This is a genomic window from Streptomyces nigrescens, assembly GCF_027626975.1.
In the GTDB taxonomy this organism is placed as follows: Bacteria; Actinomycetota; Actinomycetes; order Streptomycetales; family Streptomycetaceae; genus Streptomyces; species Streptomyces nigrescens.
Genome location: NZ_CP114203.1, coordinates 3,470,725 through 3,484,421 on the forward strand (window position 1 = coordinate 3,470,725; position 13,697 = coordinate 3,484,421).

Below are 13,697 nucleotides of genomic sequence, written 5' to 3' on the forward strand. Positions count from 1 at the left end.
CCCTCCGCGTCTCAGAACAGGCTCAGCAGGGCCTCGGCCGGATCCACCGCCGCCGACTCCCCGTCGGGCAGCGCGAGTTCGAACCACACGGTCTTGCCGCGCGGGGTACGGCGGCTGCCCCACCCCTCGCTGAGCAGACCGACCAGCTGGAGTCCGCGGCCGCCCTCGTCGGTGTCGCGGGCGCGGCGGCGGCGCGGCTGGGCGAGATCGGCGTCCCAGACCTCGCAGACCAGCGAGCGGTCCAGCAGCAGACGCAGCCGGATCTCGCCGTGGCCGTGCCGCAGCGCATTGGTCACCAGCTCGCTGACCAGCAGCTCGGTGGTGTCGACCAGGTCCTGCAGGCCCCAGTCCGTGAGCTGGTCGCGGGCCAGTTCACGGGCGCGGGCCACCGAACGCGCCTCCGGTGCCAGACTCCAGTCGCCCACCGCGTCCTTGGGCAGCCCGTGCACCCGCGCCATCAGCAGCGCGATGTCGTCCTCGCCGTGCGAGGTGTCCAGGGCGTTCAGGACGTGGTCGCAGGCGTCCTCCAACGGGCGGTCGGCGCCGGAGAGGGCCGTACGGAACGCCCGCAGCCCCTCGTCCAGCGGATGGTGGCGGGACTCCACCAGACCGTCGGTGTACAGCGCGAGCAGCGCGCCGTCCGGCAGCTCGACCTCGATCTCCTCGAACGGCTCCCCGCCGACCCCCAGCGGCATCCCCGGGGGGACGTCGAGCAGCAGTGCGTCCTCCCCGTCCTCGACCAGCACCGGCGGCAGATGCCCGGCGTTGGCGAACGTACAGCGCCGGGTGACCGGGTCGTAGACGGCGTAGACGCAGGTGGCGAGGTAGACCTCGGAGAGATCGGCGGTACGGGCGGAGCGGTTCGTCTCGGGCGTGCCGTCGGCGGTTCCGGACCGGCCGCGGGCGGACCGGGCGGTGGACCTGCCGTCGCCGTCGCCACCGAGCCCGCGGGCGATCTCGTCCAGCGCCGAGAGCACCTCGGCCGGTTCCAGGTCCAGCAGCGCCAACGTGCGGACGGCGGTGCGCAGTTCGCCCATGGCCACGGCGGCGCGCAGCCCGCGCCCCATGACGTCGCCGACGACCAAGGCCGTGCGGTGGCCGGGGAGTTCGATGACATCGAACCAGTCGCCGCCGACCTCGGTGGCGGTGGTGCCGGGCAGATAGCGGCAGGCGATGTCCAGGCCGGCCGCCTCCGGGTCGCCGGGCGGCAGCAGACTGCGCTGCAATATCAGCGCGCGTTCGTGCTCCCGGCGGTAGAGGCGGGCGTTGTCGATACAGACCGCGGCGCGCGCGGCCAGTTCGACGGCGAGCGCGGTGTCACGCTCACCGAACGGCTCACTGCCCTTCGTACGGGAGAACTGCACCAGCCCGACGACCGTGTCCCTGGCGACCATCGGGACGGCGAGGGTGGAGTGCACCACCGCGCCCAGCTCCGGCCCGTCGTCGCTCTCCCGGCCCGGGATGATCTGCGCATGGGCGGTCCGCAGGGCGCCCGCGCAGGGGGAGTTGAAGGGGTAGCGGTGGACGGCGCCGACCGCGACCGGGCCCGGCGTGTCGCCGAGGACACCGGGGGTGGTGGCGAGCGGGGCGTCCGAGACGGCGCTGGCGAAGGCGACCCGGCGCAGCTCGGCGCTGCCGTCGCTCATCCCGGGCGGGGCCTCGTCACCGGACAGCAGGCCCTGGTAGAGGTCCACCGAGGCCAGATCGCAGAACTGCGGTACGGCGACGTCCAGCAGGGTGCGGGCGGTGGTCTCCAGATCGAGGGAGTTGCCTATCCGGGCGCCGGCCTCGTTGAGCAGGGCGAGGTTACGGCGGGCGTTGGCGGCCTCGCGCTCGGCCCGGCGCCGGCCGGTCACATCGGCGGCGAGCGCCGCGACACCGATGGGGCGGCCGCTGGCGCCGTGCAGCCGGTAGAGCGACACCGACCAGCGGCGGCGGTCCTCGTCGCCGGACGCCAGCCCGACCAGCTGCATCTCGGCGACCGGCTCACCGGTCTCCAGGACGCGGCGCAGCGCGGCGGTCATCCGCTCGGCCTCGGACCGCGGGAGGAAGTCGTGCGGGCCGCAGCCGCGGTACTTGCTCGCGGGGCCGCCGAAGACCGAGGCGAACCGTTCGTTGACCCGCAGCAGCTTCAGGTCCGTGCCGAACAGGGTGAAACCCATGGGAGATTGACCGAAAACGGCCTGCGAGGCGGCGAGGTCGGTTTCGATGCCGCGCAGCGCCCGGACATCGACGACCAGACAGACCGCGGCGCGCTCCCCGTCCTCGTTGCGCGAGGGCATCACATAGATCTCGGCGAGCCCGTCGGCCGCGCCGCTCGTTTCCCTGCGGTAGGGCACCAGGCCGGTCCACTCCCGGCCGTCGAGTATCTCGGACACCTTGCGGTGCCCGGTCTCGCGCAACTCCCGTGGGACGAAAGCCTCCACGGGGTCCTTGCCGAGCGCGTAACGGGCGGGGATGCCGAGCATCTGCTCCGCCCGCTCGCTCCACTGCTCGATCCGCCCGTCGGGGCCGAGCGAGAAGGAGGCCACGCGGATGTAGTCATAGATCGATCCGGGCCGGCTGCTCTGCCACACGGGCGGACCTTGCAGATCGCGCACGTGCGGACGGCCACCTGGGTCACCCGGGCTGTCCGCACCGCCCTGACCATCGGCCTGTGCGGGTTCTGCCCCGCCAGATGACATGTTGCTCACGAGCCCCGTCCCCTCCAGCTCATCGTGCCCGGACCGGACCAGCCCGAGTATCCAATACCCCGGCTATCCGGAACACGGTCTTCACGATCACAGCACAGTCTCGATCGCAGCCCATCGACGAAATGTCGATGGAATGGCAACGATCAGGACTTCATCTGTCTCCTAACCAGCCACGGACAGCTCGAACCACACTGTCTTACCGCTCTTTCCGCGACGGGTCCCCCATCGTCGCGAACTGCATGCGACCAGCTGCAATCCCCGGCCTCCCTCATCGTCGGGAGCGGCGTCGCGCTCCCGTGGCGGGTCGGGCAGCGGATCGGATACCTCGACGAGCAGCCCGTCGGAGCTGAGCAGCACCATGCGGACCCCGATCGGCCCGCTGGCATGGCGCAGGGAGTTGGTGACGAGCTCACTGACGAGTAGTACGGCCATATCGGCGGCGCCGTTCAGGCCCCAGTCGTCCAGCACCCGCCGGACCACCGTGCGGGCGGTGCGCACCGCTCCGGGGTCGGCCGGAAAGCTCCATTCGGCGGTGGCGGAACCGACGGCCTTGCTGCGCCTGCGAGCGCTGCCGGAGCCGGGCTCAGGGACCCCTGCCGCTGCGCTGTCGCTCACGCCGATCACATCCCAGCCCGATGGCTCCCCGTCGCGTTGTCTGCATCGATGGGGTCAATCAGGACATACCCGGTATCTGACCCCGCATATCGCCTGCAGCGGTGCACTGTGGCACAAATGAAACATATTGCTGCGGCGGGGGCCGGGGGGGGTGCGGCCGAGGTGGACGGACGGCCGAGGTGAACGGGCGGCCGCGGGCGACGGGGCGGCGCGGGGTACGCAGGGCGTGCGGGGAGGTGCGGGCGGTCCGGGGCGGGCGGGACCGGTGCGGGAGGGACGAGGCGGTCCGGGGCGCGGCGGGCCTGGTGCGCGCGGGAAGGGTCAGGGGGGCCGGGCGCGGGCGGGTGGCCTGGTGCGCGCGGGCCAGGGACGCCCGGTGCGGCTCGTTGCGGCCGTACGCCCGTCGTTACGGCCGTACGCCCGTCACTCCGGTCGCTCCGGCCGGGGTCGCCAGCCGGCGCATCGCCTCGGCGACCGCCGGGCGGTCCTGGTCCAGCCAGTCGACCTGGTTCTCCTCGCCGGGCAGCAGCCAGCGCAGCTCGTCATGGTCCTGCAGGGGCCGCGGCACCCCGGACACCAGCCGGGCCGTCCACACCTGCAGGACATAGCCGGGGCGCAGCACCCACTCGCCCGGAATCCGCTCCAGGGCCGCGGCCTCGACACCCAGCTCCTCGCGCAGCTCCCGCTCCAGCGCCCGCTCGGGTGTCTCGTCGTCCTCCACCTTGCCGCCGGGCAGCTCCCAGCGGCCGGCCAGCGCGGGCGGTGCGCTGCGCCGTGCGGCCAGCAGCCGCCCGCGCTCGCACACCGCTCCGCCCACCACTACGCGCACGGTCGTCATGCGCGGCAGCCTACGTCCCCCGCCTGTGTCCCGCTTCTCGCCCGCCGCCCCTCAGGTCGCCGCCCGGTCGGCCTTCTCGACCACGTAGAGCTGCTGGCGGCCGCGCGTCTCGAGCCGGTCGGCCACCCGCTCCGCCTCCGCTCGGGTGGCGTACCGGCCCACGCGGTACCGGTTGCCCCCTTCGTCCTGGCGGATGACGAGCCAGGGGAGCACCGCTCCACCCTCAGTCATTGCGCCCCTCCGTCCGCCGGGTAGCGCGCCGTCACGCGCTCCTTGTCGGCTGATGCCGAAATCGCAATCCGCATATGCCCGAGCGTACGCCCGACCTTCACTCACCGGATATGGATTTACACAAAGAGGTACCGAACCGGCCACCCGCGGGCCCCGGCGCACCGGAAGCGGCCTGCGAGTGGCCGGTGGGGCCCGAGAGGCTCGGGCAGATGTACGGAACGGCGCCGGGCGGCGGCGCGGGCGGGCTCAGGCCCCGACGGGCGCCTTGACCCCTTCGGTCTCCCCGGCCTCGTCCGCCTCACGTGCCTCGTCCTCGGCGCGCATCTCGGCCTCGGCCTGGACCAGCGACGGGTTGCGCCAGGAGCTGCGCACGCCCCAGTAGTAGAAGGCCAGTCCGATCGCGGCGACCAGGGCGATGTCCCAGCCCTCGGGCAGATAGCCCTTACCGCCGAACTCCTTGCCGCCCATGTACGAGACGGAGGCCATGACCAGCAGATACGCCACCATCCAGGCACCGGCCTTCAGGTGCGGGCGCAGTGCGGCCCACGGCTTGCGGCCCTGGGTCAGCGGCTTGCCGATCTCGTACCAGGCCCAGACCGGGAGTCCGACGGCCATGATCAGGATGACCTTGCCGGTGAGCGGCCAGCGGCCCCAGTACAGGACCAGCGAGCCGAAGATCATCGCGATCGGCGCGATCACCGGCATCGCCTTCAGCTTCACCGGGCGCTTGAGGTCCGGCGAGACGCGGCGCAGCGACATCACCGCGACCGGGCCCGTGATGTACGAGATCACCGTGGCCACCGAGACGATCTCGGCGAGCGAGCCCCAGCCGCGGAAGACCGCGAGGAACAGGAAGGCGATCACGAGGTTGAGCAGCAGCGCCGGGCGCGGCACGCCGGTCTTCTTGTCCACCTTGCCGAAGATGCCCGGCAGATGACCGTTCTCCTGCACACCGTGGATCATGCGCGAGGTGGTGGCCGCGTAGATCATGCCGGTGCCGGACGGCGAGACAAAGGCGTCCGCGTACAGCAGCAGCGCCAGCCAGTTCAGGCCCCAGGCGATGGCGAGGTCGGCGAGCGGGGAGTTGAAGCCGAGACCGGCCCAGCCGCCGCCGGCGGCCAGCTTGTCGCCGGGCACCGCCATCAGGAACGCGACCTGCAGCGCGACATAGATGACCAGCGCGATCACGATCGACCAGACGACGGCCTTCGGCAGCGACTTGCCGGGGTTACGGGCCTCGGCGGCGAGGTTCAGCGGGGACTGGAAGCCGTTGTAGGCCCAGACGATGCCGGAGACGGCGACGGCGGTGAAGACCGAGCTCCAGCCGTTGGGCGTGAAGCCGCCGTGGTGAACGATGTTGTCGGTGTCGAAGTGCGCCATCATCAGCGCGCCCGCGGTCATGGCCGGGACGACGACCTTGAAGACCGTGATCGCGGTGTTGGTCTTCGCGAACAGCGAGATCGCGAACCAGTTGAGGAAGAAGTAGAAGATCAGCAGCACGCTGGCGAGCCCGACACCGGTGCCGGTCAGCTCCTTGCCGTCGTACAGCGCCTGCGCCCAGCCGAAGTCCCAGGAACTCATGTACTGGACGGAGGCGGTGGCCTCACCCGGGATGACCGAGACGATCGCGATCCAGTTGGCCCAGGCCGCGAGGTAGCCGGCGAGCGAGCCGTGGGAGTACTGGCCGTAGCGGACCATGCCGCCGGCCTTGGGGAACATCGAGCCGAGCTCGGTGTAGGTGAGGGCGATCGTCAGGGCGACGACCGCTCCGATGACCCAGGCGAGGATCGCGGCCGGACCGGCGATGGCGGCGGCCCGCTCGGCACCGAAGAGCCAGCCGGAACCGATGATGGACCCGAGACCAGTGGCGGTCAGGGCGATGGTCCCGAGGGACCGACGGTAATTCGAGTGCGAGCCCTGCTCCGCGCTCGGTGTCTTCGTCGTGCTCACGTGCTGGTCTCCTGGTCTTCCCCCGTGCCGTGCACAAACTTCGCCATCGTAAGAGCGAATCGCACGGTCGACTTCCCCCACTTACGCAAATCTCCCGCCCAGTTGAGGGTCTGTGAGGTATCCCACACCCTCACCAGGGCGACATTTACCGACAAGGAGAAGCAAATGGGACATCGACCTGTGAACCAAAGGCGCGCTCGGGACGTCTAGGCGACACCCGCAGGGCGGCGCAGAGCGCACCATTCACTTCACAGGCAGGTGGTAGGCGACGCGATAGCGGTCCGCGAGGGTGACGACATCGGCCGTCTCGACCGGCCGGCCGCCGGCGAAGTACGTCCGCGAGACGACCAGCACGGCATGCCCCGGCACCCCTCCCAGCGTCATGGCCTCCTCCGCCAGCGCCGGCCGCGCACCGACCTCCTCGACGACGTTGTCCACCACCACGTCGATGGCCGCCATCCGTTCGACCACCCCGCGGCCCGCCAGCGGCCCCTCCTCGGGCAGCATCACCGGCGTCCGCCCCGTCACCTCCAGGGGCTCCCACGAGGTCGAGAGCATCGACGGCTCGCCCTCCGCCCGGAAGACATAGCGCGTCCGCATCACCTTGGCGCCCTGCGGGAGGCGCAGCCGGGCCGCGACCACCGGACCGGCTACCTCCTGCTCGCTGCTGGACTCCCAGGTGCCCCGCACCCGCTCGTCCGTCTGCTCCTGCCGGAAGGGCGTACAGCCACCGGCCGAGTGGAATCCGACGCGGGCGATACGGCGCGGGACGGGCTGCTCGCGCACATACGTCCCCGACCCCGAGCGGCCCTCGACGAGCCCCTCGGCCATCAGGACCTTGCGCGCCTCCAGGGCGACGGTGTCCGAGACGCCGTACTCCTCGCGGATGCGCGCCTGGGAGGGAAGGCGGGTGTGCGGCGGCAGCACCCCGTCGACGATCTTCTGGCGCAGGTCGCCGGCGACGCGGAGGTACGCGGGCTGCTCACCGAAAGGCACGTGCCCCTCCCAACAGCTTGACAGTCAGCAACAGCGTGGCAACCGCGCGTTGCCGACCGCAACCTTGGGCCAGATGTTCACCTGATGTGATGAATCCCAGCTCAGCACGTATATCGAGCGAGATCGGGCTCCGGAGACCCCCGCATCCCCACCCCGCGCCACCCCACTGTTTCTTTCCACCCGGGTGGACGCCACCCATACATGTCACGATCGAAACGGGACCACGTTCGAGGAACACGTCCGAAACGGCATACCGAACACGGCACGGCACGGCACGAAGACGCCGCACCAGGAACGTGGACGCGGCACCAGGACGGGAAGGAAGGGCCCCATGTCCGCCGAACCCCACCTCTCCCCCATGCCCAGGGACTGGCAGCGGACCCTCGCCGTCGTCGCCCACCCGGACGACCTCGAATACGGCGCCGCGGCCGCCATCGCCGAATGGACCGCCGCCGGGCGCCAGGTCAGCTATCTCCTGGTCACCCGTGGCGAGGCCGGGATCGACGGGCTCGCACCCGCGGAGTGCGCCGCGGTCCGTGAGACCGAACAGCGGGCCGGTGCCGCGCTCGTGGGCGTCCACACCGTCGAATTCCTCGACCACCATCGCGACGGGGTCATCGAGGCCGGCCCGGCGCTGCGCCGCGATCTGGCCGCGGCCATCCGCCGCCACCGCCCGGAGCTCCTGGTCACCCTCAACCACCACGACACCTGGGGCGGCGTCCAGTGGAACAGCGCGGACCACCGGGTGGTGGGCCGTGCGGTCCTGGACGCGGCGGGTGACGCCGGCAACCGCTGGATCTTCCCCGAACTCGCCGGCGCGCAGGGCCTGGCACCCTGGAACGGCGTGCGCTGGGTGGCCGTGGCGGCCTCCCCGTACCCCACGCACGCCGCCGAGGTCGGCCCCGGCATCGACCGCGCGGTCGACTCGCTGGCGGCCCACAGCACCTACATCAAGGGCCTGGGCGGCGCCGGCCAGGACCCCCGCGCCTATGCCCGCAGCTTCATCGAACAGACACTGCGCAACGGCGGCGAACGCTACCGGGGCCGCCCCGCCACCCTCTTCCAGCTCTTCCCCCGCTGAGGTTCAAGCCCTCCGGGGAAGCCCGCGGTTCAAGCGCCCCGGGGAAGCCCGCGCACGAACCCGGACACCAGCTCCGCGACCTCCGCCGGCCGTTCCAGCAGCATCGCGTGTGTCCCGTCCACCCCGGCGACGGTCACCTGCGGCCGGGTTCGCGCCAGTTCCCCCAGATCGCGTGCCAGCCCCTTCACATAGGCCGCCATCAGCGCGTCGAACCACGGGGGCACGCCCGGCACCGGGGGATGGGGGCGCAGCGCACGGGCGATCAGCAGCGGCCGTGTCACCCGCCGGTACAGCGCGAACAGATCGATACCCGCCATCGCCTCCTGCAGCTCCAGGGCCTGCTTCCGCCCCGGCCGCAGAAAGAGCTGCCCGTCCGCCGCCTCTCCCAGAGACCGGCGCACCCCGGCCTCCATCAGCTCCGCCGGAATGCCCAACTCCACCGCCATGGCCGCCTGATAGCCGATCACCGCGTCCAACGCCTCAGGGGGAAAGGTTCGTCCGCCCGCCTCGTCCGCGAACTCCCGTGCCTCCACCAGCCGTTCTCGCACATAGGCCACGTCCAGCCCCACATACTGCTCCGGACGTCCCATCCCGTGCCCGTCGACGTTCACCGCCGCCGGCACGCGCCCGTCCCGCTCCAGGCAGTACGCGGCGACCATCCCGCCCAGCGAATGCCCCACCACCACGGCGTCCGGCGCCCCGCACGCCGCCAGCACCGCCGTCACATCGCCGGCCACCACGTCGAAGGTCCACGGCACCGCACCGTCCCCCGACCGCCCGTGCCCGCGCAGATCCATCGCCCACACCCGGTGCCCCGCCGCCAGCAGCGGGGCGACCTGCGCCCAGTCCTCCAGCGTCCGCCCCGCACCGTGCAGCAACAGCACCGCGGCGCCCTCCCCGCCGTGATCCCGCACGGCCAGCTCCACGCCGTCGGCCGCCACACACACCAGATCCCTGCCCGCGCTCGTCGTCATGCCCTCACGCTAGGGCCGCGAAAAAGCCCCAAGATCATCCGCAAAAAGGATGCCCCGGCCGCCCGTTCCGGGTCAGAATGGATCAACCCCCTTTTCCTGTGGGCCCCTTGCCGGGTCCGTTCATCGCCCCTGCCGTGCCACGCAGGAGACGTGGCGGATGTCGCCCGGCCGGCACGCCCGGCACCTCCCGCGTCTCGCGCACCCGCCTCGGGAGCACGGGCCGGGCCGCCCCCGACCCGACCGGTTCTGTGGGCCGTCGGTGGCACAGCGGGCCGCACCCGCTTGCGCCTCCCGTCGCGTCGCCCCGCCACGCTGAACAATCGCCCTGGTCAGGACGTACGCATACGTCGCAGCGGACTGAGGGGAACGACCGATGGACGGAGCGAGACAGCCGGGTCGCAGGGCCCTGCTCACCGGCGGACTGTTCGTCGCCACGGCGGCACTCGCGGGGTGCTCATCGAAGAGCGGCGCCCCGGCGACGGCCGGCACCTCGCCGCAGGCGCGGCCGACCATGCAGCCGACCGCGCGGCCGACCACACCCGCGGCGGCCTTCACGCGCCTGATGGAGGGCAACGAGCGCTGGGTGAACGGGGACCTCCAGCACCCCGACCGGGATCCGGACCGGCGCGAGTTCGTGGCACAGAAACAGGAGCCCTTCGGGTCGGTCCTCGCGTGCATCGACTCCCGGGTGCCGCCGGAACTCCTCTTCGACACCGGGCTGGGAGACCTCTACGTGATGCGCACGGGCGGGGAGGCGATCGACCCTGTGGTCACGGGTTCCGTGGAGTACGGGCCCATGACCAGCGGCACTCCGCTCATCGTGGTCCTCGGGCATCAGCGGTGCGGCGCCGTCGAGGCGTCGTACACCTCGCTCCGTGACGGCAAACCGCTGCCCGGCAACCTGGAGGCGATCGCCCGGGCGCTGCGGCCGGCGTACGAGCAGGCGGTCCGGGAAGGCGGTGACGACCCGGTGGACACCATGGCCCGCGCCCAGGTCACGCTGACCGCGGCCGAACTGCGCGCCAACCGGGACCTGGCCCCGCTCGTGAAAAACGGCGACCTTGCCGTGGTCGGCGCCTATTACTCGCTCGACACGGGCAAGGTGGAGGTCCTGGCGGGCGCGCCGTCCTAGGAGAGGCCGCCACCGGACGGGGTAGCCAGGAGGGGGCCGGGCTCGGTGGGAGCCCGGCCCCCTCCCGGCGTGCGCGCCGGCCTGTGCCGGGGCCCGGCGGCTCACGCGGTGAGGAGCTTCGCCCACCAGGTGATGCCGCCCGCGTGGACCCGTGTGCCGCACTCGGCCGCCAGGGCGGTGACGATGTCGAGCCCGCGGCCGTGCTCGTCCGCGTCGGGCTCGACGGCCGGCCGCCCGTCCGCCGCCGCGGTCCCCGCGTCGGTGACCTCGACGCGCAGGGCGTGGCTCCCGTCGACGACCCGTGACAGCCGCAGCACCGCCGGCGGCAGGGCGTGGACGACCGCGTTGGTGATCAGCTCCGAGATCACCAGGAGCGCGTCCTCGGCGAGGTCCGGGGCCAGATTCCAGTCGGCCAGGACCGTACGCACCCGCCGGCGTACGACGGAAACGGCCTCGGGGATGTGGGGCAGCGGACAGACATGTTCGTCCGCCTCCCGAACCACTGCGTCAAGCTGTGCCGTCATGCCGCCTCCTTCGAGGCTCCTGCCGGCTGGACACCGGTCTTGAGAGGGACGCTAGGGGGGACGGCAGGGGCGGTCAATGAACGTCGGTCGGCATTACCGAACGCTGTTGCGGAGAGCCGTCCCTTCCGGTCCGATGCCGACTACGGGACTACGCTTGCCTCATGGCCGGCCCGGTCCAGTCGATCGAACGGGCGGCGGCAATCCTGCGTCTGCTCGCCAGTGGGCCCCGTCGGCTCGGACTGGGTGAGGTGGCCGCTTCGCTCGGACTGGCGAAGGGCACCACCCACGGCATTCTGCGCACCCTGCAGAACATCGACTTCGTCGAGCAGGACCCGGCGACCGGGAAATACCAGCTCGGGGCCGCGCTCCTGCACCTGGGCACCAGCTACCTCGACGTGAACGAGCTGCGGTCCCGCTCCATCAACTGGGCCGACGCCCTGGCCGCCCGCAGCGGGGAGGCGGTCCGCCTGGGCGCGCCCCTGGAGGGCAAGGTGCTCATCGTCCACCATGTCTTCCGCCCCGATGACACCCTCCAGACCCTGGACGTGGGCGCGCTGCTGCCGCTGCACGCCTCCTCGCTCGGCAAGGTGCTGCTGGCCTTCGGCAGCGTGCCCCTGGAGCCGGCCGTGGAGGCCGGGCTGGAGGCGTACACCCGGCACACCCTGGCCGACCCGGAGCGCCTGACCCGGGCGCTCACCGAGGTCCGGGAACTCGGGTGGGCCGCCGAAGTACAGGAGATGATCACGGACGAGGCAGGCGTCGCCGCGCCGATCCGGGGCCACGGCGGCCTCGTGGTGGGCGCCATCGGCGTCTCCGGCACGGTTGAGCGGATCTGCGACTCCCAGGGCGTCCCGCAGCCGGACCTGGTCACCCAGGTCCGCCACGCCGCCCGGGCGATCTCCCGGGATCTGGGAGCCGCCCGCTGGTGAGCCCCGCCGCCCTCGTGCCCCGCAACGGAAGGCTGATCATGGTTGAGCGGTATGTGATGTCCATCGACCAGGGCACCACCTCCACCCGGTGCATCCTGTTCGACCACCAGGGACGGCTGGTGTCGGTCGCCCAGCGGGAGCACCAGCAGCACTTCCCTCAGCCCGGCTGGGTCGAGCACGACGCCGTCGAGATCTGGCACACCCTGCAGCGCGTGGTGCCGCACGCGCTCGCCGACGCCGATGTCCGCCCCGAGGAGGTCGCCGCCGTCGGGATCGCCAACCAGCGCGAAACGACCGTGCTGTGGGACCGGCGTACGGGCACCCCGCTGGGCAGGGCGATCGTCTGGCAGGACACCCGTACGGCCCCGCTGGTCGAGGAGCTCAGCAGCCGGCCCGGGGACGAGTTCTTCCTCCAACGCTGCTGCCTGCGCCCTTCCACCTACTTCTCCGCCCCCCGGATCCGCTGGCTGTTCGACCATGTCGACGGGCTGCGGCAGCGCGCCGAGGACGGCGAGGTGCTGTTCGGCACGATGGAGAGCTGGCTGATCTGGAACCTCACCGGCGGCCCTGCCGGCGGCCTGCACCTCACCGACGTCACCAACGCCAGCCGCACCATGCTCATGAACATCAGCACCCTCGACTGGGACGAGGAGCTGCTGGAGTTCTTCGGGGTCCCCCGCCCGATGCTCCCGGAGATCCACTCCTCGGCCGAGACCTACGGAACCGCCCGTTCCGTCCTTCCGGGCGTCCGCATCGCCGCGGCACTCGGCGACCAGCAGGCGGCGCTGTTCGGACAGACCTGCTTCGCCCCCGGCGAGGCGAAGTGCACCTACGGAACCGGCAGCTTCCTGCTGCTCAACACCGGCACCGACCTCGTACGGTCCCGGCACGGACTGCTCACCACCGTCGCCTACAAGATCGAGGACCAGCCCGCGGTCTACGCGCTCGAAGGCCCCATCGCCGTCACCGGCGCGCTGGTCCAGTGGTTCCGCGACCGGCTGGGAATGATCAGCACCGCCCCCGAGATCGAGACCCTCGCGCGCACCGTCGAGGACAACGGCGGCTGCTACATCGTCCCGGCGTTCTCCGGCCTGTACGCGCCGCACTGGCGCAGCGACGCCCGCGGAGTCATCGTCGGCCTCACCTCGTACATCACCAAGGGCCATCTGGCCCGTGCCGTGCTGGAGGCCACCGGCTGGCAGACCCGTGAGGTGGTCGACGCCATGAACGCCGACTCCTCGCTCGCCCTGAAGGTGCTCAAGGTGGACGGCGGCATGACCTCCGACAACCTGCTCATGCAGTTCCTGGCCGACGTGCTCGATGTGCCCGTGGTGCGCCCCATGGCCGTCGAAACGGTCTCCCTCGGCGCCGCCTACGCCGCCGGACTCGCCGCCGGCTACTGGCCCGACCTGGAGGTCCTGCGCCGCAACTGGCACCGCGCCGCCCAGTGGCTGCCGGACATGGACCCCCAGCGGCGACGCTCGGAGTACGAGAACTGGCAACGCGCCGTCGAGCGCTCCCTGGGCTGGATCCGACAGCCGAACCCGCCGTGACACGGGCGCCTCGGCACAGAACAGAAACGGGGCCGGCCCCAAAGGGAACCGACCCCGTCCGACCTGGACGTGTGCCAGGTCGCTACGTCAATGCGCAGGCGTGGACTAGACGTTGAACCGGAACATCGACACAACCGCTGCGACCTGCACAAACCCGGACTCCGCCGACCGGATCCAGCGG

At 71.7% G+C, this 13,697-nt stretch carries 12 protein-coding genes; 4 read left to right on the plus strand and 8 right to left on the minus strand.

The features are described 5' to 3' along the window. Positions 1-11 precede the first annotated feature (11 nt). The 6 genes from STRNI_RS15500 to STRNI_RS15525 form a co-directional block, all read right to left on the minus strand. A complete protein-coding gene (locus STRNI_RS15500; protein WP_109892395.1) occupies positions 12-2,576 on the minus strand; it encodes a SpoIIE family protein phosphatase in 2,565 nt (854 codons plus the stop codon). 279 nt (positions 2,577-2,855) lie between these two features. Continuing rightward, a complete protein-coding gene (locus tag STRNI_RS15505) occupies positions 2,856-3,317 on the minus strand; it encodes an ATP-binding protein (protein WP_020397725.1) in 462 nt (153 codons plus the stop codon). Between the two features lie 397 nt (positions 3,318-3,714). After that, on the minus strand, positions 3,715-4,146 hold the full coding sequence (locus STRNI_RS15510; RefSeq protein WP_174876334.1) for a (deoxy)nucleoside triphosphate pyrophosphohydrolase: 432 nt from the start codon (positions 4,144-4,146) through the stop codon (positions 3,715-3,717). A gap of 51 nt (positions 4,147-4,197) precedes the next feature. Beyond that, a complete protein-coding gene (locus STRNI_RS15515; protein WP_018089368.1) occupies positions 4,198-4,377 on the minus strand; it encodes an SPOR domain-containing protein in 180 nt (59 codons plus the stop codon). Positions 4,378-4,623: 246 nt separating this feature from the next. Beyond that, positions 4,624-6,327 (minus strand): APC family permease, encoded by a 1,704-nt coding sequence (locus tag STRNI_RS15520; protein ID WP_159486342.1) that lies wholly within the window; start codon positions 6,325-6,327, stop codon positions 4,624-4,626. Between the two features lie 243 nt (positions 6,328-6,570). After that, positions 6,571-7,323 carry a GntR family transcriptional regulator gene (locus STRNI_RS15525; protein WP_018089366.1) on the minus strand — a complete coding sequence of 251 codons (753 nt, stop codon included), beginning with the start codon at positions 7,321-7,323 and terminating at the stop codon, positions 6,571-6,573. A 331-nt stretch (positions 7,324-7,654) separates the two neighbouring features. Between STRNI_RS15525 and STRNI_RS15530 the strand changes: the two genes are divergently transcribed. Then, positions 7,655-8,404: a PIG-L deacetylase family protein gene (locus STRNI_RS15530; RefSeq protein WP_277411405.1), complete on the plus strand. Its 750-nt coding sequence runs from the start codon at positions 7,655-7,657 to the stop codon at positions 8,402-8,404. 29 nt (positions 8,405-8,433) lie between these two features. On the opposite strand, the gene STRNI_RS15535 is transcribed toward STRNI_RS15530, so the two are convergent. Continuing rightward, entirely contained in the window at positions 8,434-9,378 is a 945-nt protein-coding gene (locus STRNI_RS15535) for an alpha/beta fold hydrolase (RefSeq protein ID WP_277411406.1), read from the minus strand. Between the two features lie 373 nt (positions 9,379-9,751). On the opposite strand from STRNI_RS15535, the gene STRNI_RS15540 reads away from it, so the two are divergent. Then, positions 9,752-10,510, plus strand: coding sequence for a carbonic anhydrase (locus STRNI_RS15540; protein WP_277411407.1), 759 nt, complete (start codon positions 9,752-9,754; stop codon positions 10,508-10,510). A 101-nt stretch (positions 10,511-10,611) separates the two neighbouring features. On the opposite strand, the gene STRNI_RS15545 is transcribed toward STRNI_RS15540, so the two are convergent. Then, complete coding sequence (locus tag STRNI_RS15545) at positions 10,612-11,034, minus strand: ATP-binding protein (RefSeq protein WP_262041041.1); 423 nt, start codon at positions 11,032-11,034, stop codon at positions 10,612-10,614. A gap of 161 nt (positions 11,035-11,195) precedes the next feature. On the opposite strand from STRNI_RS15545, the gene STRNI_RS15550 reads away from it, so the two are divergent. Next, positions 11,196-11,963 carry an IclR family transcriptional regulator gene (locus STRNI_RS15550; RefSeq protein WP_093637594.1) on the plus strand — a complete coding sequence of 256 codons (768 nt, stop codon included), beginning with the start codon at positions 11,196-11,198 and terminating at the stop codon, positions 11,961-11,963. A gap of 38 nt (positions 11,964-12,001) precedes the next feature. Then, complete coding sequence (glpK, locus tag STRNI_RS15555; RefSeq protein ID WP_093637820.1) at positions 12,002-13,516, plus strand: glycerol kinase GlpK; 1,515 nt, start codon at positions 12,002-12,004, stop codon at positions 13,514-13,516. Positions 13,517-13,697 lie beyond the last annotated feature (181 nt).